This is a genomic window from Spirosoma flavum (genome assembly GCF_042686045.1).
In the GTDB taxonomy this organism is placed as follows: Bacteria; Bacteroidota; Bacteroidia; order Cytophagales; family Spirosomataceae; genus Spirosoma; species Spirosoma flavum.
Genome location: NZ_JBHUOM010000001.1, coordinates 535047 through 560906, shown reverse-complemented (window position 1 = coordinate 560906; position 25860 = coordinate 535047). Strand labels below are relative to the sequence as shown.

The window sequence follows — 25860 nt, the reverse complement described above, 5'->3', positions numbered from 1 at the left end:
TGAAATGTATTGTGTGGTTAAAGATGTACCAACTACTTTAGATGTACATCCTTAACCACACAATATATTCACAAACCAAATACAATGTTAAACCGAAGTGTCATTGCATCCTCAGTCTTTAATCCCATTAATGATGGACGCTCGATATTATGATCGCTCATGTTTACGGGAAACTCGCCCGTTAGCGTCATTTTACCGCTCGCGTCTTTGCGCGTTGCAGTCAATGTAGCGGGTTTGGCAACGCCATGAAACGTCAGCGTTCCCTTAGCCGTTAACGTGCCATTCTCACCCGCTTTTATATCCGAACTGACAAATGTTACAGTAGGGTATTTTATTCCTTCCAACACTTCCATTGCGTGCGAATCGCGGTTGTTGTTATCACTGTCAAACGAGGCCACTTTTATAGAAACGGCTACATTTTCGGGCTGCTTCGTGTCGTCATTATAAATGATGGCGCTATTGACGTCGTGACTAACCCCGTCCCACTTGTGTAGCGGGTGTTTAGCCGAATACGTAATGGTAGAAAGTGTTTTATCAGCCATCACTTTTCGTTTGGCCATCGGCGAAACAAAGGCACAGAGTAACAGCACGGCCAGCCAGTAGCCACTAGAAATTGAGTAGTTCATGTGCGTAGATTAGTTAGGGAATGAGCTACTGGCTCACTCCCAGTGTCAAAATGCTATGGCCAAAATGGAAGCCGCGTAGGCACCAAACGTACCGTAGGCAGCTGCTCGGTGATATGGTTTGAGATCAGGGTTGTTATCAATCATATGCGCCAGAATGTTCGTAGCGATCATACCTGTCAGGTGAACAATAGCCAGATACTTATGCAGTTTGATGGATGTAAACCCTGGTTTTGCCCCAACTACCGGGGGCGGAGTCGTCAGTGACAGAGCCAATGTAGTGCCATAAGCAATGTTGATAAATGTGGCCGACCGTTCATGCCACACTTTTGTATCAACATAATCCTGACCTTTCGCATTATATAGTTTTGCTCCGAGTATGCCCTGCGCGACAAAACCTGCCAGTGTCACAAACCCACCAATCTGGTGCATGATAAGCATCGTCCGGCGAACTTTCAATTCGTGAATACGACCTTCGGGTGTCAAGGGAGCTACATTCATTACCCGAAGCAGACCCTTTGGCCCCCAAAATGCCCGTTGTGTAAATAGCATTTTATGGGGTAAAAGCTGTTGCTTTTCGGTCGAGTCAGTAAGTCCCGCCAGCAAGTCATTACCAGACGTATCTGTTGTAGTCGGCGCAATGACGGTATCCCGACGAACAGCCGTCGAATCCTGTGCACGAAGGGGGCTGGCTCCAAGCCATAAAATCAAGGCAAAACAGACATATTTCATCGTACAATCAGTAATAAGTTAGGCTGTAACAGTCAGTGTGTTGCCATCAGTACTGAGGGCCGATTTGTAAAGCGTCATTGCTGCCTGACTAGGCCCACCAGGCGCAACAACCACACTCCCGTTTGTTGCAAAGACTGAACCATGTCCATCACAATAGAAATCATCTGATGCCAGCCGATAAGAAACTAGATCCAATTGCTGGTGCGTGCATATTCGCTGAATGGTAACATATTTACTTCCTTTTGCATTTGCTACCAAAACACTACCAACTTTCACGAATGCACCCACCGTTTTCAACTTGCTGTAATTGGCATCTGTTAAATCGAGCGTGAAATTAATCGCTCCTTTTGACGCATCAGCGTTACCTGTCAGACCCGTACCAGTTGTAGTCCCTGTAGTGGGTGTAGTAGGCGTGGGGTCACTACTTTTTGAACAGGATGTCAGGCTCGTTCCCATGCAGTAAAAGGCCATCAGTGCTGCGCTGCTCATGCCTAAGCTACGAAGAAATTCTCCGCGCTTCATTTGTTCCTGGTCGGTAGTTGGATGGTTTTTCATGGCAATTTATTTTATGTATATACAATTATTAGTGAACAATTATAGGATAAAGTAACAATTGATATTACAGCTTGTAGCGGATTGAGAAAAAGACACCAGTACTCAACAAATTGACCTTAAAGAACCCAACACTTTTTATCGGCACCTTCACAAACGGTTCAACTTGCCAGGATAGTCGTCGGCTTATTGTCCGCTCGTAGCCTGTAGAAAGGTTTAAGTTGCTAAAACCGTAGCCGCCCGTGTTCACAGCTTTTTCAGTAGGCTGATTATAGGTATGCGGAGGATAATTATATACGTAATTTTCCTGATTCATGATATAACTCGTTACGCCCCCATTCACAAACCAGCGGCTTGGTAATCGCCCGTCTGATCGGGGCCTTACAGCAAAGTCATAGCGCACATTAATCGGGATATCAAACATGTTGCAGCGCCCATCAATACTCGTTGGATCAACCGGCCAACTCCACGGAAGATTGTATTCGTTGGCCTGTGCCCGGTACACTTTTGTGCTCTGAATTACCCCCGTCTGTACGCTCCAGCGAGAGGCAAATCGGTACTCTACCAATACGCCAATATTGGTGCCGGGCCGGGAAAAGTTGTTCAGACCAACCGAACTCAAATCCGGCGCTATGGCCAACCGAACGCTTAACCCGAGCTGCACAGGCGGCTTTGGAACAACACTGTGCGAAACTGTATCTGGCTGGGCAACAACTACAACATCACGACCGGTAAATGTCAATGCCTTAGACCAATGTGCAGGCCGGATTGACAACTCATTTATAGGCGGCAACAAAACAGCTTCTACTTTATCTAACGCTGGTTTAGCTACATTTTCACCTGTACCAGTGGGTGTCATTTGATTCAGTTTTGGATCATTTATCCGATGCTGTTTACCAAACGATGAGGCAGATGGCATCGCATAATTCATTGTAGAAAAAGGTGCCCGATCAGTAGTACGATTAGCTTTCCACTGTTTCTGAGTTAATAAACGTTCAGTCTTCATTCGCTGTGTGCGCTGCCTGACCGTTACACTTAATGCTTTCTCGGTAGTACGTGGCATGTGTGTCGTTTCGCTACGCTTGGGTTCCACTTTATACGCCAGTAGATTGTCATTTTTTGCACTTACCCTGTCAAGTTTAGGGCTGGGGCTTTCACCCAAACGATTTACTAGCCTATCAGGTTGGTTATCCGTTTCGACAGCCTTAGACTTCCTAACTGGCTCCGCCAGAACAGCCGATTGATCTTTATTATCAACCGGCCGTTCTAACGTGCTAGTGGGTGTGGGTAGCGCAGAGTCGGTATGTGCCAACGGGGCTGATGCTGACCGCTGCGGTTGAGTAGCAGTCGTCGTCAATTTTGGTTGGTTACTAGCCCCCTTTAAGGGCAATTTGGTCACTGTAACAGGCGAAGAATCAAGGTGTGAAGAGGTACTTCGATAAGTATACCAGCCACCAACCAGTAGCAATAACAGCACACAAGCCAGTAATCCCCAACGGAGCACATTCTTCCAGAGAGGTGTTCCACCGGTCATCGTGCGGTCGTGCGTGTCCAGCTGGTTTTTCATGTCCTGCCAGGCCGTCGGATCGAACGGAGGATCAAACTCTTCAGCCGACTTTCTGAAGAGCCCGTCCAATTGGTCATCGGTTAGCTCTGACATACTCATCGTAGTTTATTTGCCTCAGTAATGAGCGCAGATTCTCCCGTGCCCGGGCCAGGTTCGACTTCGACGCGCCAACTGAAATGCCGAGTTGCCCGGCAATTTCTTCGTGCGTGAATCCATCCATAACATACAGGTTAAAAACTAGCCGATAGGCTGGTGACAACCGTTGAACCAGTCCCATCAAATCTTCGTGAGCCAACTGACTAAAGGCGTCAGCCGATTCTGAAGCGATGGTCTGTTCAACCTGTTCAACATCTTCGTGATGATGATGGCGTACCTCCTGTCGGTAGTGATCTATAGACGCATTAATTAAAATGCGCCGAAGCCAGCCTTTAAATGGCTGTGCTGGGTCATACTGGTCCAATCGCGTAAATACCTTCAGAAAACCATCATTCAGTACTTCCAGCGCCCCCTCGCGGGTAGGTGCATAGCGTAAACAAACACTCATAGCATACCCGTAAAACTGCCGGTAAAGCAATTCCTGACTTTTCCGCTGGTTGCGTAAGCAACCAGCCAGAAGATCGGTTAGAGCTGATATGTTGGGCGCGTTGGACAAAGTAACCTATTTTATAAAGTACGGTTATCAGTTTATAGCCTTTGGCATTCCGATTATCAGTCTATACATGACTGTACACATACTCGAACTAATAAATCGTAAACTATAAACTGATAACTGCTTCACTAATTCGGGGCCACGGGCGAGGTCAGGTTAACCACCGGCCAAACACCTGGCTTTGGTACACTAACTCCTTTTGTGTTACCTCGTTGCGCCAGATCCGGTCCGAAATAATAGAGTGGCCATCCTTTGAACGCTAATTGTGTTTTTCCTACTGATGTTATCGTTGTAAAATTGGTTTTGCTAAGTACGGAGGGAATATCTCCAATTACTGCCGACGTTTCGAATATGGGCCAAGTTGGATTATTACTCAAATCGGCTTTTGTATACTTGTTGACGTTGTTTTTATCGTTAGCGAAGGCATACAATGTGCGGCCTGTACTATCGACTAAAAATAGTGAATTTCCAGTACCCTCCTTCGTATCAAACGTATAGCTTTTCCCATCGTTGCCAATTAATTGTCGCGAGGCCAGCATTACAGTATAGTGAGCTTTAGCTACCATCCAGACATTACCAACATTTTCACCGTTAACATCCCCTGCTTTGGCGTCATTTTTGAAATAATAAAGAGGCCAGCCTTTAAAGGTTGTTTGTTTGGCACCGTCAGTCCGGGTAATAGTTGCAAAATCAGTGGACTTCAGACCAGCACTCAATGTAGGTGTTTCTTTGTAAAATACCGGCCAAACATCCTTACAGCCTCCAGAACAGGTAGCATCACCAGCTACATCGGGAGCAAAGAAGTAGAGCGTTTTGCCCCCTTCGCCAGTCAGTACATTGCCGAGTGACGAGGTTTTGAGCGCAAGATCAGGTGAGACAATTGTCGGATTTTCCTCATTACAACTGAATAATACTACAACCAGCAGGAGTGTGGTAACTAACAGGCGATTGGTGTAAACGAAAGGTTTCATTATATCAACTGTGTTTTTAAGGTGAGCAAAAGAACAGTTGAACCGGTTCGTTCATCAATACGGGAGACCGTAAAAAAAGGTTGCGTGGTGTATGAAAAAAGAATCCTTTTATACTTATTTCAGGATGAATTCTTATTTACAATTCGTTATCAGCGCGTCGGTCGGCACGAATTTCAGGAACTGTGTCAGGGTCAATCAGACCAAGCGAAGCGGCATGTTCGGCAGCAGCAACCGTATCAGCTACGAGCAGCATGGGCACGTTATATGCTTCTGTTGTTCGAATGAGTTCGCGAACGGATTCATCACGTTGATCTTTTGATACATCGCGGATGTAAATAGCCAGAATACGACCAGGGTTTTCACGGACGACCTGAGAATAGATTTCGGGGTCTTGCTGACCACTGTCGCCGATGAGTACAAACGGCAATTTCGGATTTACGTCCAGCACTTTGCGAATCATTGCCAGTTTATGGCTATGATGACCTTCAGAGGCTAACAATTTGGTACTAAAACTAAAATCGCGCAGCAAAATGGGGCCTTTTGGAATGCCCTGGATGCGAAAGAAATCAACCAGCAAATCATACAAATTCCAGGGGCTGCTTGACACAAAATAAATTGGGTTGAACAACGTCGTGACAGGGCCGCTTTGTAAGGCCCGATAAAAAGCGGCTATCCCCGCAAAAGGCAGGCGAGTGTAGGCATTTCCCAGAAACGTCAGTCGGGCGGTTTGGATCAGATTGGTAGCATCGGTAACAAGCACCGTATCGTCAATATCAGAGATAACCCCAAAATGACTGTAAGGGGGCGCAATCATCAAATGACCATCTTTCACAACTATCTGATCTACAGTAGCTTCAACCCCAATTGGGCGATTTTCATTAAGTTCATTTTCTGTCTGAACAACATTATCCAGCGAATAGCGAACTGGAAACCACGCTCTGCCCACAGGCAAGTCAGTTGGTGGATTGATGGTTACATCAAAATAACCTTCCTTATCAGTCACAGTTGTAATCGTCTGCCCAAAAGCTTCTATACGTACTGTTACACCGGGCACTTCGTCGCTTTCGAAACGTTGGTATGTTGCCAATAAATTTTGCCAAAATGTATCCCGGTCGCTCGGTGTACTCAAGTTCCGTTGGCGCAGTACCCGCCCTTTGAGCCAGACGGCAGAGGGGCTGCCAAAACCCCGGTAATAAATAATTCGGTACGGCTTATGGGCCTCAAGTCGGCCAAAAAGTCGATTTTTAAGTCGATCAAATTGCGTCTCTGCATCAGTAGAGGTATTGGATAACAACTCTTTCCAGAAGGCCATATATTAGAGAGTAAACAAATTGGATTTACCGGACCGAAAATCGTTTTTTGACGAAGATGATTGGGTGATTTTCGGCCATTCGGGGGTTTAGTGATAACTTGCAGGCAATTTAATTGTCAGCCGGTAGTCTACAGTGGTTTTGCGTCTATTTAAACGGGCCACTTTTCAATACAGACTAATCATCACTAAAAACCATGAGCAAACAAATTATTTATACCGACCAGGCCCCGGCACCCATTGGGCCATATAGTCAGGCTGTTAAAATTAATGGAACGCTATTTGTTTCAGGTCAGGTAGCTATCGAGTTGGCCCCAAAAGGCGACATTCAAGCCGAGACCCAAAAAGTAATGGAAAATATCGGCGCTATTTTGAAAGCTGCTGGCCTGGATTATGCCAACGTTGTAAAAAGTAGCATTTTCGTAAAAGACATGAACAATTTCGCGGCTATTAATGAGGTGTATGGCCGGTTCTTCACCGTTGACCCGCCTGCCCGCGAAACCGTTGAAGTAGCGCGTCTGCCTAAGGATGTTAATGTTGAAATTTCAGTGATTGCCGTTGACTAAAAAGGAGGCAAGGAGACGGAAAAAGTAAGCTCTGCTTCTACTCTTTATATTTTCCCCTATCCTTCCTCTCTTCTCTTTTCTCTTATGTCAAATACCGTTCGCGTTCGTTTCGCGCCTAGCCCAACCGGCCCCCTGCACATTGGTGGGGTGCGTACTGCGCTTTATAATTATTTATTCGCCCGGAAAATGGGCGGCAAAATGCTGTTGCGTATTGAAGATACCGACCAGAATCGCTTCGTGCCAGGTGCTGAAGATTATATTCTGGAAGCCTTACGCTGGGTCGGCATTGAAATCGACGAAGGCCAGGGCATAGGGGGTCCGTATGCGCCTTACCGTCAGTCAGAGCGTCGTGAAATTTACCAAAAAGAAGCGCAGCGATTAGTTGATGAGGAAAAAGCATATTATGCTTTCGATACGGCTGAAGAGTTGGATGTCATGCGAAAACGGCTCGAAGAAGCTAACGCGCCAGCCGCGCAGTACAATTCTATAACGCGTATGCAAATGCGCAACTCACTGACGATGAAGGCCGCCGACGTTCGCGCCCGAAGGGATGCAGGAGAGCCTTATGTTATTCGTCTCAAAACACCCCGTAAAGAAGAAGTTCGACTGAACGACCTTATACGGGGTTGGGTCAATGTGCATTCGTCGGCAATTGATGACAAAGTATTGCTAAAATCCGATGGTTTACCAACGTACCACCTTGCTAATATTGTCGATGACCATTTGATGGGCATTACGCACGTGATTCGGGGCGAAGAGTGGCTACCATCAGCGCCATTACACGTATTGTTATACCGCTATTTAGGTTGGGAAGACACCATGCCGCAGTTTGCTCATTTGCCACTGCTATTAAAACCCGAAGGTAACGGGAAGCTCAGCAAACGTGATGCCGACCTCGGTGGGTTTCCCGTGTTCCCCTTGCAGTGGACAGATCCGTTCACGGGCGTTGTGGCGCGTGGGTTTCGCGAAGATGGCTATCTGCCCCAGGCAACCATAAATTTTCTGGCTTTGCTGGGCTGGAACCCCGGTACGGAACAGGAACTGTTCACGATGGATGAACTGATTGCCAGTTTCGATCTTACGCAGGTTCATAAAGCCGGAGCGCGATTCGACATTCAGAAGGCGCAGTGGTTCAATCACCAGTATATTCGGCAGTGTTCTGACCTCGAACTGGCTCCCACGGTTCAGCAACAAGCCGAAGCAGCGGGCATTACCTGCTCATTGGAAAAAGCCGAGAAAATTTCGGCTTTACTAAAAGGACGCGTTAATTTTGCCCACGAAATCTTTACCGAAGCCAACACAATTTTTACTGCACCATCAGCTTACGATGAGGCTATTGTGGCCGCTAAATGGAACAATGATGCTGTACGGGCAGTGACGGTTTTCCGGGATGCCCTAGATTCCTTTGCCGGTGAGTTTCTGGCCGATGACATTAAGCACACCTTAGCTGACGCGATGCAGCAGGCGGGTATCAAACAAGGTAAAATTATGCAGGCCATGCGGGTAGCCCTAACGGGTTCTGGTGCTGGTCCGGACCTGATGCTGACGATGGAAATCATTGGCAAAGAGGAGACAATTAAGCGTCTAGACCAGGCCTTAAACACATTGAAAACGATTACTACATAATCACAAGAACACAGATTCGGCAGACATAAGAGATATTAACTGATTTATGAAGAAACAATCCGTTTAAATCCGTTGTATCTGTTGAATCCGTGTTCCTATCTACTTTCAGACGACGATGGCAAAGAAAAAAACAAATCCCGATGAAAATGAAAAGCCCCGCGTTCATAAAGAACTCGAAGGCTTTGATATTCAGATTAACTCATTCGGTGAAATCACGACGAGTTTTGATATTGATAAAATCAATCAGTTCCTAAACAAGACCGTCGATGATAAAAAACTCCGTCATCGAACCGATCTAAATTTGAAAGGCACCCCCGAACCCCATGAAACGGCAGATCTGCCCGAGGAGGAGCGGCTCTTCGACGATACAGACAACGACTTGCCTGACGACATCAACCAACGCTAAAAGCCCGACCCGCAAAAACGCCCGGTCGGGCTTTTTTTGTACCGTTTATCCGAAAAGTTACGGGTAAAATGCGCTTGATTTCGTAGTTTTCGTCCACTATTATCTGTCTAGGGATAACTAAAAACTGACTATGTACGCTCACGAAATCGACTACAAAATCATTGGCGAAGACATCCAGATCGTTGAAATAGAACTGGACCCTAACGAGACTGTTATTGCCGAAGCTGGCTCGATGCTATTTATGGAAGATGGTATCACGTTCGAAACCAAAATGGGCGATGGCTCACAACCCGATCAAGGTTTTCTTGGCAAATTGTTACAGGCCGGTTCTCGCGTGGTGATGGGCGAATCACTATTTATGACGCACTTTACAAACCGGGGCGTCGGAAAAAAGAAGGTGGCTTTTTCAGCTCCGTATCCCGGCACAATCATGCCGGTCAATCTGGCAAATGTATACGGCAACACGCTTATTGTTCAGAAAGACGCCTTTCTATGCGCGGCTTTGGGCACGAGACTTAGCATTCAGTTTAATCAACGGTTAGGAGCCGGTTTCTTTGGTGGTGAGGGCTTTATTCTTGAGAAAGTACAGGGCGACGGTATGGTTTTTATCCATGCCGGGGGCGTGGTAATTGAACGAACATTGAACAATGAAACCTTACGTGTCGATACGGGATGTGTTGTCGGGTTTGAGCCGAGCATCAATTTCGACATTCAGCGGGCGGGTGGTTTACGTAGTATGGTATTTGGGGGTGAAGGTCTTTTTCTGGCTACGCTACGTGGCTCCGGTAAAGTCTGGATTCAGTCGATGCCAATCTCTAAATTAGTACAACGATTATCGCCCGGTGGTGGTCAGGCCAACAAAGAAGGCGGCTCTGTACTGGGGAAACTAGGAAATTTGTTTGAAGATTAATTGGGAACAGTTTTCTACACAAGTTGTTATCTTTGTGAAGTTTTATTGAGCAAGAGACAACATATGGAAGTTATTTGCACAAACGATAAATTTCCGGCTCCCGTATTGGCCTTTTATGCTGAGTTTGGTATACAAACGCCCAAACGCGACCAGATGTATACAATCCGGCAGGTGAAACGTCACACAACCGGCGACACCGGCGTACTACTGAATGAAATTCAGAATCCTGACGTGCCGGTAAAGCATCCGGTCATGGGTGAAGTCTGGTTTGAACCCACATTCAACGCCAACCGATTTGCTACATTGATGGGTCAACCGGTTCTGAAAGAAGAACTGGAAGATGTGAATGTATAAGCAAATCTCTATCGACTTTACGCAAAAGCCCGGCACCAAACCGCCGGGCTTTTGCGTTCTTCTAGTTATCAATTTGCCCATATTCCGGATTAACTGTGATAAAGTATTCACTCTTTATACTAACGGGGATATTGTTAGCCGCCTGTGGCAGCAACCCGTCCGAGAACTACATCCCCAAACCGAAAGGTTATCCCCGTTTCGACTTGCCTATGCCAAGTTATAAACTACTCGACCCGACGCATCCATACCAGTTTGAGTACAATAAAATTGCCCGGATTTTACCCGATACATTCGCCCGGTCAGAACCAGACTGGATTTTCATCAATTATCCAGCTTACAAAGCCAGCGTTCAATTGACTTATAAGCCCGTTCGGAATGATATGAAGCGGCTGCGGGCTATGCTCGACGATTCCTATAAATTGGCGGCTCGGCATAAAATTAAAGCATCTATGTTTGAGCAGCGAAAAATCCGCCTAAAATCGGGATTAGAAGCTAGTCTGATTGATTTATCAGGCGAGGTGCCCAGTCAAGTGCAGTTCATAACGACGGACTCTACAACCCATTTCTTACGGGGGGCGTTATACTTTAATACGGCTACCGAGAACGACTCTCTTCAACCTGTTATTCAATACATTCGCAAAGACATTTTGCATTTGCTCAACACACTGAAATGGCGGAAGTAGGTATTTAAAGCCGTTACCAAAAAATCATCATGAAGTCAATGAAGCTAATCCTGACCGTACTATTCTGCCTGTCGCTTTCGGGCACCTTTGCACAAACTAAAAAGCTATCGGCGAAACCAATGCCCAAAGCTTCGGCAGTAGCCATTAAATCTGCCGGACAAGTTATTTATGAACAAAACTGCCTGACCTGCCATCAGGCCAACGGCTCCGGCGTTCCGAACCTCAATCCTCCCCTACGCGAAACAGATTGGGTTTTAGGCGATAAGAGCCGGATTATTAACGTCGTATTGAAAGGTTTGCAGGGAAAGGAAATTGAAGGCGACATGTACGACAATGCTATGCCCGCCCACGACTTCCTGACCGACACTCAAATTGCTGACGTGCTGACTTACATACGGAGCAGTTTTGGCAACAAAGCGGAGGCAATTACCGCAGATGAAGTGAAGGCAGTACGGGGAAAGTGACGGCTACGATTTATTCTTACGTGTTAATACGAATCGAATGATACAATCTAATTAAGCCTATTAGTTAATCATAATCCATGCGCATTGGCTTGATTGGTTGTGGGCGTTGGGGAAAACTCATCCTGACTACGTTAACAAAGTTGTCTGTACCGGTAATGGTAGTCGACTTAGATCCGGAGAATTGTCGGCAGGCAATGGTGCTGGGGGCGGTCGCTACTGCGTCATCTGTTCAATCACTACAGGTTTCTGACGGGCTGATCGTAGCTACGCCAGCTTCTACGCACCGATCGGTACTAGAGCAGATCGCACACCTGGGTCAACCAATATTCATTGAAAAGCCGTTAGCTACGTCCTATGACGATGCCCTTGCAATTGGCCGTCTACCGTTACCGCCCACCTTTCTGATGCACATCTGGCGGTATCACCCTGGTGTTCGCTTACTGGGCGACATAGGGCAGTCTGGTAAGCTCGGCCAGGTATTATTTGTGAAAACCATCCGGACGAACTGGACAAGCCCCCGTACTGATACCGATAGTCTACGCACGCTGGCTCCGCATGATCTAACGATTTTCCTCCAGATTCTAGGGTATATACCGACCCCTAAAGCCGCCATTGCCGAACGGCATAACGGGCAGATACGTGGTTTGACGGCCTTTTTAGGCGAAGACCCGGCCTGCATCATGGAGGTATCGACCCGGTATGCCGATAAACGTCGGGAGGTAAGGCTCCACGGTACTCAGGGAGTAGCAGTACTCACGGATGAAAAGACAGATTATATTGACATCTGGTATGGTAGTGACCAAACGATGGCTACCGACCGGCACCATGAACGCCTTTTTTATGACGCCACTCCTCCGCTTCAGCTTGAGCTGATGGCTTTTCTTGAGTACCTTCGGGGCGGCAAAGCTCCCGTTAGTTCGTTGTTGGAAGGCATTGAGATTACCCGTCTGATCGACGCCATTGAGCAGCTGATTTAAGTACGATATTCCCTTCTGACTATATCTATGAGCTTGCCGATTCAGGCCACGATTATTCTACCAACTACCGCCGACCGAGGCCTACTTTTGCCATTATGTGTAAGCAGTATTCGGCGTCAGGTAATACAAGCGTTTGAGTTATTCATCATTGGTGATGGCGTGGACGAACCTACTCGCGCTGTTGTTCACGATCTGATACGGCAGGATGATCGTATTCGGTTTTTCGACCATCCAAAACATTCCCGACGGGGCGAGGTGTATAGGCATCAGGCCCTACAGGAAGCACGCGGAACGTTCGTTGCTTATATCTGTGACCGGGATTTGTGGTTGCCTAATCATCTCGAAGTGCTCGCTCACCACCTGCAAAAAGCGACATTGGTTACGACCAACTACTATTACGTTCGCCTTGACCAGCAGTTGGTTCTACCCTATCTGCTCACTTCACCTTCACAAACCGCCAGGGGAATTTTATCGGCTGCGGGACATCGGCTTGATTTTTACCACCGTCTACCTTATGGCTGGCGGACAACACCCAACAATCGACCCACCGACCTGTATATGTGGGAGCAGATGCTGGCCCACGCTGACTGCCGGGTTGCGGTAGCCTGGCAACCTACGCTGCTGTATTTCAAACGTAACGATCATCCAGGATGGCCAACGGCACAACGTTATGAAGAGTTAGTTCGATGGAATGCGTTGTTACAAACGCCACCAGCGTTACAGCCTGTTATGGATAAGGCGCTCATCAGCGCGGCTTACGAACGAAACCGCTACAGGGAAAGCTGGGTTCTGCTACGTGGAAGGCGTATTTCTGAATTGCCCGACTGGTTCAGGACTAAACTTCGAGAATGGCTGAAGTTACCAGCAGTTCCGAAAGCGGGGGAAAACGGGCTGCCCGCTCCGATAGAATTGGATTACTAATGCCCCAGGGGATATCCAGAGCAGGATCATCCCAACGGCAACCGAGATTATCGTCGTTTGCATAGTTGTTATACGACTCCGAGACAGCCTGCAAATGGATAGAAGGCGTATAGAAATACCAGCCGTGCAGAAGGCCTGCCGGAAAAATAACCGCCTTCAGGTCGGTTCCAAACAATTCGTAAAGGGCATATTGCAGGTAAGTGGGCGACGTAGGCCGGACATCGTGTAACCCTACCAGACAATGTCCTTGAATCAGGCTGAAATACTCGTCGTGCCGTTGGTGAATGTGCAACCCCCGCAACACATGGGCCTCCGAACGAACCATACTCCACTGTGTCGGCGCAATGCCCGATCCCCAATGATCAGCAAAGGTTTCAGTGAACGATCCGCGTTGATCACAGGTTTCGGTCATCTCTTTCAACTCAACATCCTTAAGAGCTAATCCGGCTATTTGCTTTGATGTATGCGTGATTTGTTGAGTTTGCATCAATAGAAAACATCATGCGCCAATACATACATTGACGATACAGTTACATTAATTCTATTTTCCAGAAAGCGTCCATAAAGGCGCTATTGGGCGGAGTAATCTTACAGAAATACTGACGTACTGAGTGAAACTGTAGTTGCTTTTCAAAGGCGTTGTACCGATTGCGACATAATCCATTACGCCACCAGTTGGTAATATATGTAACATAAAACGCGCTAACCGGTGAGCAAGTACCTCCATAGTATACGGCTTTATTGAATATAGGAGAGCCAAAAATAGTCAGATTCGCAGATTTTTCAAATACTTGTATACAAACATGAGAAAAAGCATCAGGTTTGTATAACTCCTACCGAAAAATGCTTCGTAATGGGCGCGTGATTAGCGGCAGCAATGCCTTCTGAAAGAATTTGCCTAGTCTGAAGCGGGTCAATGATTGCATCAACCCAAAGCCGGGCGGCTGCATAATAAGGTGAGAGTTGGCTGTTGTACTGATCCGTTATTTTTTTCAATTGGGCCTGCTCTTCCTCAGGCGTCATAGGCTGACCTTTTGCTTTCTGCCCCGCCACCTGAATCTGGAGCAATGTTTTTGCGGCTGCGGCTCCACTCATCACAGCCATTTGTGCCGTGGGCCACGCCAACATTAAGCGGGGGTCATATGCTTTGCCGCACATAGCATAATTGCCTGCACCATAGCTATTCCCCACAACAACCGTAAATTTTGGCACAACTGAATTAGCCATGGCGCTAACCATCTTAGCACCGTCTTTAATGATACCGCCTTGCTCGGCCCGGCTCCCAACCATGAAGCCCGATACGTCCTGCAAAAACACCAGTGGAATCCGTTTCTGGTTACAGTTCATAATAAACCGGGCTGCTTTATCGGCGGCATCGCCGTAGATAACCCCTCCCATCTGCATTTCGGTTGGTTGTCCTGTCCGGCCTTTCGCCTTCACGACTTTCCGCTGATTGGCGACTATACCTACTGCCCACCCATCAATTCGGGCATATCCACAAAGCAATGACTGTCCATAACCGGGTTTATACGCGTCGAAATCCGAGTTATCCACAAGTCTATCCACAATTTCCTGCATGTCGTAGGGCTTGACGCGGTCAGCAGGTAGAATCTGGTAAATATCATCGGGGTTTTTAGTTGGCAAAGCGGGTTCAGTACGATCAAAACCAGCCGTTGCTTGATGGCCTGTTTTATCAAAAATGCGTTTGATAGCGTCAAGGCAACTCTTGTCATCTGGATATTTATTGTCTACCACGCCCGAAATATCAGTATGTGTAGAAGCACCACCAAGGGTTTCGGCGTCTACATCTTCGCCAATTGAGGCTTTGACGAGGTAAGGGCCAGCCAGAAAAATAGATCCTGTTCCTTCAACAATCAGGGCTTCGTCAGACATTATCGGCAAATAAGCCCCGCCCGCCACACAACTTCCCATGATGGCGGCAACCTGCAAAATGCCCATTGCTGAGAGGTGCGCATTGTTTCGGAACGTTCGCCCGAAGTGTTCTTTATCAGCGAAAACCTCATCCTGTAAGGGCAAATAAACACCCGCACTATCGACTAAATAAATGATAGGCAGCCGATTCTCCATGGCTATTTCCTGCGACCGGAGGTTCTTTTTAGCCGTAATTGGAAACCAGGCTCCAGCTTTCACGGTCGCATCATTAGCGACGATTACACATTGCCGACCTGACACATATCCAATGCCCACGACGACACCACCTGATGGGCAGCCACCATGTTCAACATATAACCCATCGCCGGTAAACAGGCCGATTTCAATGAATGGTTTTCCGTCGTCAATCAGGTAATTGATTCGTTCACGAGCGGTTAGCTTACCTTTCCGGTGCTGATCGTCAATTTTTTTCTGCCCACCACCAAGTTGAGTCTGTGCGGTGCGTGTTGCAAGTTCGTCGAGAAGGGGTTGCATGGAAGAATTTTATATGTGCCGTTGGTGGTAATTAATAAACGGCCAATATAAACGAGTTGTTGCTGGTAGCAAAACTTGACGGTCTATTGCCAATACTACATTTTGCCAGCGTTCTCAGCTAATGATAACTGCCTGATTTATACCTCGTGGGTGTAAGCTACTCTTATTACGACTCATTTAGTAGTCAGCAGCAATGAGCTTACTTTCTATACTACACATAACCAAAAAGAACTTAGCCTAAAATTTAATTTCTCTATTTACTGATTTTTCAATATAATATAAGGAAATTCAACTTATTATCTAATAGAATTATACTTGTTTACTAAGTTTGTTAGAATTTCAGTTAGGCATCATAAAAAATTGTTTAAGCCTGACTGCTACAAAACTTGGATCTGCAAAAATGGCTGATTTTGATACTGTCTGTCTAGTTGAACACACCTTCGCTGCACGAAAACCTACTACAAAAAAGCTTGAGCACCAATCCCATTTTCGCATGAAAAAGTCTACCTTTTACCTCTTTTTGACCCTTTTTATTACCCACTTATCAATGGGTCAGCCGCAGAAATCGACAACGGCTTTGACCTTTGACCCTTCTACGTATGAAGGTTTGCATTGGCGGGAATTGGGGCCTTTCCGGGGAGGACGTTCCTGTACCGTTACGGGCGTAAAAGACAATCCTAACTTATATTACATGGGTACCGTTGGCGGGGGCGTCTGGCGGACAGTTGATGGCGGTCAAACATGGGGGAATATCACAGATAATTATTTTGGAGGAACGATTGGTGCTGTGGCTGTGGCTGAAAGCGATCCAAACGTAATTTATGCAGGCGAGGGGGAGCAAACGTTGCGTAACAATGTAGCATCGGGCGCGGGCATGTGGCGATCTACCGATGCGGGCACAAGCTGGAAACACATAGGATTGACCGACTCAAAGCATATTGCCCGGATTCGCATCCACCCTAAAAATCCCGATATAGTGTATGTAGCGGCAATGGGTAATTTGTGGAAGCCCAATGACATGCGGGGTATTTTTCGCAGCACCGACGGCGGACAGACCTGGAAAAAGGTATTGTACATCAATGACCAGGCAGGAGCCGCCGATTTGGTGCTTGACCCCAACAATCCTCGCATTATGTACGCAAGCACCTGGAACATGAAGCGCAACGGCTATCGCATGGATAGTGGCGGGCCAGATTCTAAGTTGTGGAAAAGTACAGATGGTGGCGATACTTGGGAAAACCTCTCCGACAAAGCCGGGATGCCAACTGGCACGAATGGCGTTATTGGTGTGACGGTTTCGCCAAAAAATTCAAATCGGGTGTGGGCAATTATCGAAAACAAAGAAGCAGGTGGGGTTTACAGGTCTGATGATGCGGGTAAAATATGGGCTCGAATCAATCAGGATCGCGCTTTGCTGCAACGAGCCTGGTATTACTGCCGCATTTATGCCGATTCGCAAAACGAAGACATGGTCTATGTGATGAACGTTAGCTATGGTATTTCGAAAGATGGTGGCAAAACGTTTGAACTAAAAGATGCCCCTCATGGCGACCACCACGACCTTTGGATTGATCCGAACAACAACAGACGCATGGCTATTGCCGATGACGGTGGCGCACAGGTATCGACAGATGGCGGCAATAATTGGACAACGTATTATAATCAACCAACGGCGCAGTTCTATCGTGTCTCTACCGACAACCATTTCCCGTATCGTATTTATGGCGCACAGCAGGACAATACCAGTGTCAGAATTTTGCACCGTACGGGTAGTGCTGCCGTCACTGAAAAAGATTGGGTGGCTTTAGCCATTGGCGAAAGTGCTCACTTAGCACCCGACCCGCTGAACAGCGAAGTAGTTTTTGGTGGTGATTTCAAAGGGTATATGACTATGCAGGACATTGCTACCGGACAGGAACGTTCCACCAACGTTTACCCCGACCTGCCGGCTGGTTCGGGCGTTGAGCAGATGAAATATCGATTCAACTGGAATTATCCGGTCTTTTTTAGTCCACATAATCCAAAAAAGATTTATGCCGGGTCAAACCATCTGCATGTCAGCTACACAGGTGGAGAAAGTTGGGAAGTTATTAGCCCCGATTTATCAAGAGGAGAGCCAGAAACAATCAAATCGTCGGGCGGTCCTATTACGCAGGACAACACAGGGGCCGAATATTACGCCAATGTTTTTGCAGCAACAGAATCGCCCTATAATGAAGGTGAAATTTGGACTGGTTCAGATGACGGCCTTGTTCATGTGACGACAGACGGTGGTAAAAACTGGAAAAATATCACCCCGCCTATGTCACCGAAGTTCAACATGATTAATGCCGTGGAAGTAAATCCATTCGTAAAGGGTGGCGCTTATGTTGCTGCGACTTCTTACAAATTTGGCGATTACACACCGTATATCTACAAAACGCTGAATTATGGTAAAACCTGGACTGTACCAACAAAAGGCATTCCCAAAGACGAGTTTGTGCGGGTAGTCCGGGCAGACCCCAAGCGCAAAGGGTTGCTTTATGCCGGGACAGAAAAAGGAGTTTGGGTTTCTTTTGACGACGGCGAAAACTGGTCGAAACTACAGCTTAACCTACCCCCTGTACCCATTCATGATTTGGCCATAAAAAATGACAATCTCATTGCCGCTACCCACGGACGTAGTTTCTGGCTCATTGATGATCTCACGCCTTTACACCAGCTCAACAGCGAAATAGCCTCGAAAGAGGTCATTTTATACCAACCTATGCCTTCATACCGCATGGCAGGCAGCGATAAACGAGGTGCTCAGCTAGAAGGCGAAAACCACCCCAACGGCGTTATGATTCATTACTTCATAAAAAAAGTAGCCCCCGCAACCGAGGTCAAACTCGACATTCTGGCGAGTGATGGAAGCACGATTCGTACGTTTAGCAATAAGGCAAAGGAAAAAGCTGACCAGTTGAAGATCAAATCAGGGGGTGCCCGCTTTGTGTGGGATATGCATTACCCTGGCTACAAGACGTTTCCCGGCATGGTTTTCTACGATTCCCCCAATCTGGGTCCCAAAGCCGTACCCGGAAAATATCAGGTCCGGCTAACGGTAAACGGGCAGTCGCAAACACAATCCTTTGAGATCCTTAAAGACCCTCGCCTAAAAACAACGCCAGACGACTTTCAAGCCCAGTTCGACTTCTTAATGAAGGTGCGCGATAAGGTGTCTGAGGCTAATGAAGGCATTATCAATCTACGAAAAATTAAGGATGATCTGACTTATCTCAAGAACAAAATGGGGTCTGACGAGAAAAACAAAGACTTGAATGAGGCAATAAAAAAATTTGAGGATGAACTCAAGACGATAGAAAACGACATCCACCAGACTAAAAACAGCAGCGTTCAGGATCCACTTAACTATGGAATTAAGCTTAACAACCGCCTTGCCCACCTTATGACTGAGCAAGCCAAGGGCGATTACCGCCCCACCAAACAAGGCGAAGAAGTGCGCAGCAAACTAACACAAGCGGTGGATGAAGAATTAGGAAAACTAAAAATGAGTATAGAAAGCAATCTCCTCCGTATCAATCAAATGGCCAAGGATAAAGGAGTCGTCCTTGTCAATTAAGTACCCTATCTGACAAAGCAAAGCAGTATTGATGCAGTCCAGCCGGGTTCACTTCAGCCATATATTGGGCGTCGAAGCGAACCCGGTTATTTTTATTCCAGAGTTGTTCAATAGGTTTTTACGACCAAAGTGCGAGGAATACAAGAGCCCTTACTTCTTTGTTGAGTCTGCCGTTGTAGGCACAATGCTGGATGTTGTACTAGTCGTACTAGCGTCGGGCGTTACAACAGGTTTCTCTTTACGGCCAAAGAGCGAAAAATGCACGTAGCGTTTGGGGTTCTCGCGGAAATCGGTTAAAAGCTTTTCGAGGCTTGCCGTTGTTTTATTGACGTTGGTATAGAGTGCTTCATCCGTGGTTAATTTACCCAATGAGCCACGCCCGCTATTAATATCAGCCAGAATATGCTGCAGGTTACCAACCGTTTTATTAACGCTTGAAAGCGTTTGCTTCAATTGCAGTCCCTGAAGCGAGTCGGCAAAATTATCGGCTTTAGCCAGAATGGGCTTTAATTGCTTTTCGGTTTCGATAAGCGACGATGACAACTTGTTTACATTGGCGAGTGTTGCCTGCAACCCCGCCCGGTTTTCGGAAACGGTTAGTCCTAGCGCACCAACGGCAGCATTGGCACTGTGGAGGGTTTGGTTCAAGACCACGCCTGTTTGATCAAACTGCGCCACAACGCGGTTAAGCTGGTAGGTTAGGGAATCCACATTATTAAGTACGGGTAGCGTTTTTTCCCGAATCAACGCTGAAAGACCCGACTCTTTAGCCGCAACCAACATCCCCCCGTCTTCGAGTTGGGGCGTACCATAACTAATACCAAGCCGTATTAACTTCCCACCCAGCAGTCCATCGTCAGCCAAGACCGCTCGTGATCCTTTCGTAACTATAATTCCATTTTTAATTTCCAGCACAACCAACAGCTTATTCCGCTGGTTCTGTAGGATCTCAATGCTTTTTACCTGTCCTACTGTTAAGCCATTGATTGTTATTGGATTAGATGCGACTAACCCATCAATATTGTCATAAACAACCTTGTACTTACGCGTAGAGGAGAAGAAGTCAGAGCCTTTCAAAAATGTAAATCCAAAATAGAGCATCATCAGCGAGACGACAGCTAATAAGCCTACTTTTACTTCCTGCGAAACTTTCATGCGTGTGTGAAGGTGAACAGCCTATAGGATAGGCTAATCAATTTGATTGACCTTATAACCAACTTTCGAGGGCATTTGTCCCAAAGATTAGTGAATTTAGTGGAGTGGATGAAGTAAGCGAAACCTACAACGCACTCTATTATCTACATTTACGATAATCAGGTTACATCTACCCCCCTGCTTCAACTTCCTGTTTGTATTGCAAAAAGGCTTTATAAATAGCAGACGAAATCTCATCCTGCCCTTCCGCTGACCTTAAATAGTTCTCTTCGGATGGATTAGTCAGGTAACCGGATTCGATCAGAACGCTGGGCATTGTCGCTTTCCACAGCACGATAAACCCAGCCTGTTTAACGCCATTGCTCTTCCGTTCGGCATCACGACGAAAGCTATGCTCAATTTTTTCGGCGAAATTAATGCTGCTGCCCATAAAGGCGTGCTGGTAATTAGCCAGCATAATAGTCGCCAGAGGTGAATTCGGGTCAAACCCCTTATAAGTCTGCTGATAGTTCTTTTCCTGCAGAATTACAGCGTTCTCGCGTCGGGCTACGTCAAGGTTACGTTGCGTTTTGTGCAGTCCTAATGTATACGTTTCAGTACCATTTACCTGACTGCTCGATGGGCTGGCATTGCAATGAATAGAAATGAATAAATCGGCCCGGTTACGGTTGGCAATTGCGCCCCGTTCGTATAAATCAACAAAGTGGTCAGATGAGCGGGTATAAATAACCCGGATGTTTGGATGCTTATTCTTAATTTTCCGGCCCAATTGCAGGATTAGGTCCAGATTGATATTTTTCTCTTTGACGTAACGACCGTGCGTACCGGGATCTTTACCACCATGGCCAGCATCAAGCACGACCGTACGTAGCTGGTTAGGCGCGTCATCAGCAGCTGGTGTCGTTTCGGTTTCCTGCGTCCCAGACCGACGAACAGTGTCTTGCGTCAACACAGGCGATAAAACATCTGGCGTAGTAAGGGCTAATAAAGGCAAGACCAATAGAGCTACTGTTGTCACTATTCCGGGAGACGTTGCCGAAATCTGAATGCCAGTTGATTTAATAATTTTTAACGACCAAAAACGTTTCAAAGCGGTAGCGGGATAACGGTTCGTGAATACCTTTGTAAGCAATAGACTTAACGGTCTTTTGGCAAATATAATTTTTTTAATAAACCTGAAAAAAGGATACTTTATTTTGCGGCCCTCGCGGATACGACCAATATGGATAAAGGCTTTAGGCTGCCTTGTCTGGCTACTCTGGACGTTTAACGCGTTAGGGCAGAGCAAAACAACGCCCCCAAAGACTGCAAAAGGCGGTTTATCATCCGCTATCGTTCCAGCGCAGCGGGTACAAAGCGCAGCATCGGTAGCAGCCAACGATACTACACCACCATCCAAAAAAAAATCAGGTGGTAAAGTCATCATTGGCCCTTCGTCGGGCGTCATTACTCTTCCCAATTCACAAACTGGAGCAGGACAAGAGAGCGATTTAGAACGGGAACTGAATCCACAATACTCCGCACCTAATCGTCTCGGCCCCAGCCCATCGAAGCGCAAGGACGTACTTCCATCGAATGTTGCTCGCCCTGCAAAACTAGACTCTATTCGTTCGCGTCAGACGGAACGGGCAGTAGCGCTGGCTGATTCGACAAACGTTAGTCCCGTCAAGATAGCTAAACTAGCCCGGTTGAAACCTAAACAGATTCAACCAAGACAACTAGTATCAAGTATCCTGCCAATCAATTCAGTTCAGGTACAACAACGTTTCTTCACTCTTACCAGCGATCCACGACAGGCAACCCCTGATAAAACGAATCCGGTTGTTCAAGTGCCGCCTAAACCTGTCCAACCTGACAGTATTCAACCGGGTGTTGTCCGTTCGCCAAGTCAAACCAAGCCTGACCAACCTGGTCTTTCTCCGCAGAAACCAAACCAAAGAGCTGGTAGCACTGATTCGCTACGTACAGTGACCACTGCCGTAGCTCCCAAAGACTCAATTCAAACCAAAAGTCAATCGATCAGCGTAAAACCAAAGACGCTTACTACCCCCCCGCGTTCGCAAACGAGTCTGGTTCAAAAAATCAACAAGGCCAAACCGGGCCAGTTTATACCGGGAGTTGTGTCCCCTAATGAAGTACGTCCACAAACCCAACTTAAGCCGGGCCAAGCTAAACCAGATCAAACAAGTCTTAGCGCCGATTCATCACAGGTTGCGCTGCGTGATTCAGCTCAAAATGACTCAACCAAAACCGCCGACTCATTTAAGACAACGGTCAAATACCAAGCCAAAGATTCAACATTCTATTCAGCCGACGGACGAACGGTTGAGCTATTTGGGGATGCTAGTGTAATCTACGGCGATATTTCACTTAAAGCCGATTATATCCGGTTGAATTACCTCACCAATGAGGTGTATGCCAAAGGCCGATTTGATTCGACAGCAAAAAAACTGATTGGGCGGCCAGTGTTTCAGGATGGCGAAGGAAAATACGATGCGAAAGAGATTCGCTATAATTTCAAATCCCGCAAGGGTCGTATTCAGGGCGTTATCACCCAGCAGGGCGAAGGAAACATTCGTGGGCAAACCGTTAAGAAAGACGATGAGGACAACCTCTATATTGGTCGGGCGATTTACACGACTTGTAATCTGGCAACGCCCCACTTTCACATTAATGCCAGTAAACTAAAGGTTATTCACAACAAGCAGGTTGTGGCCGGTCCGTTTAATTTAGTCATAAACCAGATTCCATTGCCTATTGGCTTGCCTTTCGGTTTTTTCCCGTTTCCAAAACGAAAAGAGATTGGTGTTTCCGGCATTATCGTGCCGCAATATGGCGAAGAACCCAACGGGCGGGGCTTCTACCTGCGTGATGGTGGCTATTATTGGGCCGTGAACGAAAATCTGGGACTGCAATTTAAAGGGCAGATTTACTCGCGGGGAAGTTGGGGATTAGGACTATCGTCGGCTTACAACAAACGATATCGCTACAGCGGAAGCGTGAATTTACAATTCAACCGCAACCGTTCCGGCGACCGGGTCGATACAACCCAAACTCCACGTAACGATTTTTCCTTTACTTGGTCGCACTCACCGGTGCCACGCGGTCGGGGTAGTTTCTCGGCCAACGTTAACGTCAGCAGCAATAGTTATAACCAATTTAACTCCTATAGTACACAATCGTACATTTCTAACGTAGCGGGTTCATCGGTGCAGTATAGCCGCACATTCGGACAATATGTTCGGGCAGGAGCCAACATACGTGTTAACCAGCAGTTTGGACAGGTAAACCAGAAAACGGGCATTCGTGAAAATGGGAAAACCGATGTATCCACGAATTTCAACTTTGGCGTTAACCAGATTGCCCCTTTTGCTCTCAAAGGCGGCACGGGTCGTTGGTATGAAAGTTTCCGGGTAGGGTTAGATGTCAGCGGGTCAATTGGGGTTAGTAACACCATCAAAACACAGGTTGACACAACGGGTCTGGGCTTCCCGGTCCTTACCAACATAACAACGGTTAATACGCTTCAGCGCATTGAAGACAGTACCCGGCGGGCTCTTAATCTGCGGCTGGGTATTGTCGAAGCCGACCCAACTCTAATTGCGTTTAGTGCCGCGAATGCCGCCCGGATCTTGAAAAACCGGGTAGTCCAAGCCCAGTACAGTATACCTATTTCACTGCCCAATATTAAGCTATTCCGCTACATTAACGTGACACCGGGCTTCTCGTTGCAAGGCAATATTTATGATAAAAAACTGAGATATAATCCAAATAATGAAAAAACTGCCGTGAAAATTGATACGATACCGGGATTTTTCCCCTCGTATAATTTTTCGGTTAACGCCAGCATGAACACCCGCTTTTACGGTACGTATTTCATCCGTGGTAAGCGCATTGAGGCCATTCGCCATACCGTTGCTCCATCTATTTCATTCAGTTATGTACCTGATTTTACGAATCCATCTTTTGGACAGTTTCAGGTACTTCCCGCAGAAGGGGTATTAGCCAATTTACCGGCTTACCGCCGAACATTATCCGTATTTCGGGGACTGGGCGGCAGTACCAGTTCATCGAGTACGCAATCAGCTTTTATCTCGTTTGGTATCGTAAATCAGCTGGAGATGAAAGTTCGTACCCGCAGTGATTCGTCCGGGCAGGATTTCAAGAAGATTCCCATTTTTGACAACCTGAGTATCAATGGAAGTTATAACCTGCTGGCTCCCGATTATAAATTATCGCCCCTTTCGGTCAGTGCCAATACGCAGATTTTCAAGAACGTTAGTTTTAACTTCTCCTCTACATTCGATCCGTATGCTTCTCGCGCTTACGGCGGAACGGCTCAGTATTATTTCCCTACAACGACTATAACGCCCCTATCCTACTCGCCCTCAATCTTGGCAATCAGACAGCCTTACGTCGATCAGCAGTACATTCGGGTACCCAATTTATACGCCTTTCAGGCAGGACAAGGGTTGCTACGCATGACGAATTTGCAGGCTTACGTTAGCGCTCGCTTTGCGCCGAAACAAGCCGACAAAAAGAAAGTCAGCCCGAACGCATCCGACGCGACGATGAAATCAATCAATAATAACCCCGAGTTATACGTTGATTTTAACGTCCCCTGGACAATGAATGTCAGTTATACATTTAGCCTAACCAAACTGACGCCCGAAATATCGCAAGTAATTCAGGCGCTTACACTTACCGGCGATCTGAGTCTGACGCCCAAATGGAAAATCACGGTCAATACAGGTTACGACTTTCAATTCCATAGTCCAACGCTGACAACTATTGGCATCAACCGTGATTTACACTGCTGGGAAATGGCGTTTAACTGGACACCTTATTCGGGCAATAACTTCCGTTCGGGTAATTACTCATTCGACCTACGAGCGCGGTCATCCATCCTTCAGGAACTCAAACTCAGTCGTCGCCGGAGTTTCTACGATAGAGGTGGGTTTTAGGACAGGTAATCAGCCTGTTAAGGCGTAAACAAAAGCCACTCAAATAAGACTAACTTGCTGCAAGAACTCTTACCGTAACAAACTATGACTGACCGCGACAAACAACGCCTTGACGAGTTGGAAGAAAAAACGGCTTACCTACTGGCCCGGCAGGACGAACAAGACACGCGAATGAGTCAGATTGTGGCTCGACTGGTTTATATTGAAGTCTGCCAGCATCGACTCATGAAGGAAATGGGTATTGCGCCAGGCAAAATTGACACGATACAGGCTGCTCAGGACGATGCTAAAACCATTAACCTAACAACCATCCCCGAACTGAGGTTAAATTAAACCCTGATAAATTGTACTGTCGGAGCGATTCTAAAGACCATGTTGGTTTAGTTGTTCGTTAAAGTCCCGT

General features: G+C 46.8%; 23 protein-coding genes. 12 read left to right on the top strand and 11 right to left on the bottom strand.

What is annotated here, in order from left to right; genetic code table 11:
- Positions 1–68 precede the first annotated feature (68 nt).
- From ACFS25_RS02200 to ACFS25_RS02170, 7 genes are all read right to left on the bottom strand, one after another.
- Positions 69–626, bottom strand: a complete 558-nt coding sequence (locus ACFS25_RS02200) for a YceI family protein (protein WP_381496767.1) — start codon at positions 624–626, stop codon at positions 69–71.
- Between the two features lie 45 nt (positions 627–671).
- Entirely contained in the window at positions 672–1355 is a 684-nt protein-coding gene (locus tag ACFS25_RS02195; RefSeq protein WP_381496766.1) for a hypothetical protein, read from the bottom strand.
- An 18-nt stretch (positions 1356–1373) separates the two neighbouring features.
- The gene (locus tag ACFS25_RS02190; RefSeq protein WP_381496765.1) at positions 1374–1910 is read right to left on the bottom strand and encodes a Rieske 2Fe-2S domain-containing protein; all 537 of its coding nucleotides are present in this window, start codon (positions 1908–1910) and stop codon (positions 1374–1376) included.
- A gap of 64 nt (positions 1911–1974) precedes the next feature.
- On the bottom strand, positions 1975–3567 hold the full coding sequence (locus tag ACFS25_RS02185) for a porin family protein (protein ID WP_381496764.1): 1593 nt from the start codon (positions 3565–3567) through the stop codon (positions 1975–1977).
- Entirely contained in the window at positions 3548–4126 is a 579-nt protein-coding gene (locus ACFS25_RS02180) for an RNA polymerase sigma factor (protein ID WP_381496763.1), read from the bottom strand. The genes ACFS25_RS02185 and ACFS25_RS02180 overlap by 20 nt, the downstream gene beginning before the upstream one ends.
- A gap of 125 nt (positions 4127–4251) precedes the next feature.
- Complete coding sequence (locus tag ACFS25_RS02175; RefSeq protein ID WP_381496762.1) at positions 4252–5094, bottom strand: hypothetical protein; 843 nt, start codon at positions 5092–5094, stop codon at positions 4252–4254.
- 136 nt (positions 5095–5230) lie between these two features.
- Complete coding sequence (locus ACFS25_RS02170) at positions 5231–6406, bottom strand: App1 family protein (protein WP_381496761.1); 1176 nt, start codon at positions 6404–6406, stop codon at positions 5231–5233.
- Positions 6407–6600: 194 nt separating this feature from the next.
- Between ACFS25_RS02170 and ACFS25_RS02165 the strand changes: the two genes are divergently transcribed.
- The 9 genes from ACFS25_RS02165 (at position 6601) to ACFS25_RS02125 (ending at position 13310) form a co-directional block, all read left to right on the top strand.
- Entirely contained in the window at positions 6601–6969 is a 369-nt protein-coding gene (locus ACFS25_RS02165) for a Rid family detoxifying hydrolase (RefSeq protein WP_381496760.1), read from the top strand.
- An 84-nt stretch (positions 6970–7053) separates the two neighbouring features.
- Positions 7054–8595: a glutamate--tRNA ligase gene (gene gltX / locus ACFS25_RS02160; protein ID WP_381496759.1), complete on the top strand. Its 1542-nt coding sequence runs from the start codon at positions 7054–7056 to the stop codon at positions 8593–8595.
- Between the two features lie 115 nt (positions 8596–8710).
- The gene (locus ACFS25_RS02155; protein ID WP_381496758.1) at positions 8711–9001 is read left to right on the top strand and encodes a hypothetical protein; all 291 of its coding nucleotides are present in this window, start codon (positions 8711–8713) and stop codon (positions 8999–9001) included.
- Positions 9002–9131: 130 nt separating this feature from the next.
- Positions 9132–9911, top strand: coding sequence for a TIGR00266 family protein (locus ACFS25_RS02150; RefSeq protein WP_381496757.1), 780 nt, complete (start codon positions 9132–9134; stop codon positions 9909–9911).
- A 63-nt stretch (positions 9912–9974) separates the two neighbouring features.
- Positions 9975–10265 (top strand): hypothetical protein, encoded by a 291-nt coding sequence (locus tag ACFS25_RS02145; RefSeq protein ID WP_381496756.1) that lies wholly within the window; start codon positions 9975–9977, stop codon positions 10263–10265.
- Positions 10266–10360: 95 nt separating this feature from the next.
- Positions 10361–10948, top strand: coding sequence for a gliding motility lipoprotein GldD (gene gldD, locus ACFS25_RS02140; protein ID WP_381496755.1), 588 nt, complete (start codon positions 10361–10363; stop codon positions 10946–10948).
- Between the two features lie 29 nt (positions 10949–10977).
- Positions 10978–11412, top strand: a complete 435-nt coding sequence (locus ACFS25_RS02135; protein ID WP_381496754.1) for a c-type cytochrome — start codon at positions 10978–10980, stop codon at positions 11410–11412.
- 77 nt (positions 11413–11489) lie between these two features.
- Positions 11490–12389 (top strand): Gfo/Idh/MocA family protein, encoded by a 900-nt coding sequence (locus ACFS25_RS02130; protein WP_381496753.1) that lies wholly within the window; start codon positions 11490–11492, stop codon positions 12387–12389.
- Between the two features lie 27 nt (positions 12390–12416).
- Positions 12417–13310, top strand: a complete 894-nt coding sequence (locus ACFS25_RS02125) for a glycosyltransferase family 2 protein (RefSeq protein ID WP_381496752.1) — start codon at positions 12417–12419, stop codon at positions 13308–13310.
- Here the strand turns inward: ACFS25_RS02125 and ACFS25_RS02120 are convergent.
- Together ACFS25_RS02120 and ACFS25_RS02115 are read right to left on the bottom strand one after the other, a co-directional pair.
- On the bottom strand, positions 13225–13797 hold the full coding sequence (locus ACFS25_RS02120; protein ID WP_381496751.1) for a dTDP-4-dehydrorhamnose 3,5-epimerase family protein: 573 nt from the start codon (positions 13795–13797) through the stop codon (positions 13225–13227). The two genes, ACFS25_RS02125 and ACFS25_RS02120, sit on opposite strands and share 86 nt — an antisense overlap.
- 329 nt (positions 13798–14126) lie before the next feature.
- The gene (locus tag ACFS25_RS02115; RefSeq protein WP_381496750.1) at positions 14127–15737 is read right to left on the bottom strand and encodes an acyl-CoA carboxylase subunit beta; all 1611 of its coding nucleotides are present in this window, start codon (positions 15735–15737) and stop codon (positions 14127–14129) included.
- Positions 15738–16284: 547 nt separating this feature from the next.
- Between ACFS25_RS02115 and ACFS25_RS02110 the strand changes: the two genes are divergently transcribed.
- On the top strand, positions 16285–19338 hold the full coding sequence (locus ACFS25_RS02110; protein ID WP_381497406.1) for a VPS10 domain-containing protein: 3054 nt from the start codon (positions 16285–16287) through the stop codon (positions 19336–19338).
- A gap of 150 nt (positions 19339–19488) precedes the next feature.
- On the opposite strand, the gene ACFS25_RS02105 is transcribed toward ACFS25_RS02110, so the two are convergent.
- On the bottom strand, positions 19489–20493 hold the full coding sequence (locus ACFS25_RS02105) for an MlaD family protein (protein WP_381496749.1): 1005 nt from the start codon (positions 20491–20493) through the stop codon (positions 19489–19491).
- Positions 20494–20662: 169 nt separating this feature from the next.
- Positions 20663–21583, bottom strand: coding sequence for an N-acetylmuramoyl-L-alanine amidase family protein (locus ACFS25_RS02100; protein ID WP_381496748.1), 921 nt, complete (start codon positions 21581–21583; stop codon positions 20663–20665).
- 979 nt (positions 21584–22562) lie between these two features.
- Here ACFS25_RS02100 and ACFS25_RS02095 point away from each other — a divergent pair.
- Complete coding sequence (locus ACFS25_RS02095; RefSeq protein ID WP_381497405.1) at positions 22563–25457, top strand: putative LPS assembly protein LptD; 2895 nt, start codon at positions 22563–22565, stop codon at positions 25455–25457.
- An 84-nt stretch (positions 25458–25541) separates the two neighbouring features.
- Positions 25542–25790, top strand: coding sequence for a hypothetical protein (locus ACFS25_RS02090; protein ID WP_381496747.1), 249 nt, complete (start codon positions 25542–25544; stop codon positions 25788–25790).
- Positions 25791–25860: the final 70 nt, after the last annotated feature.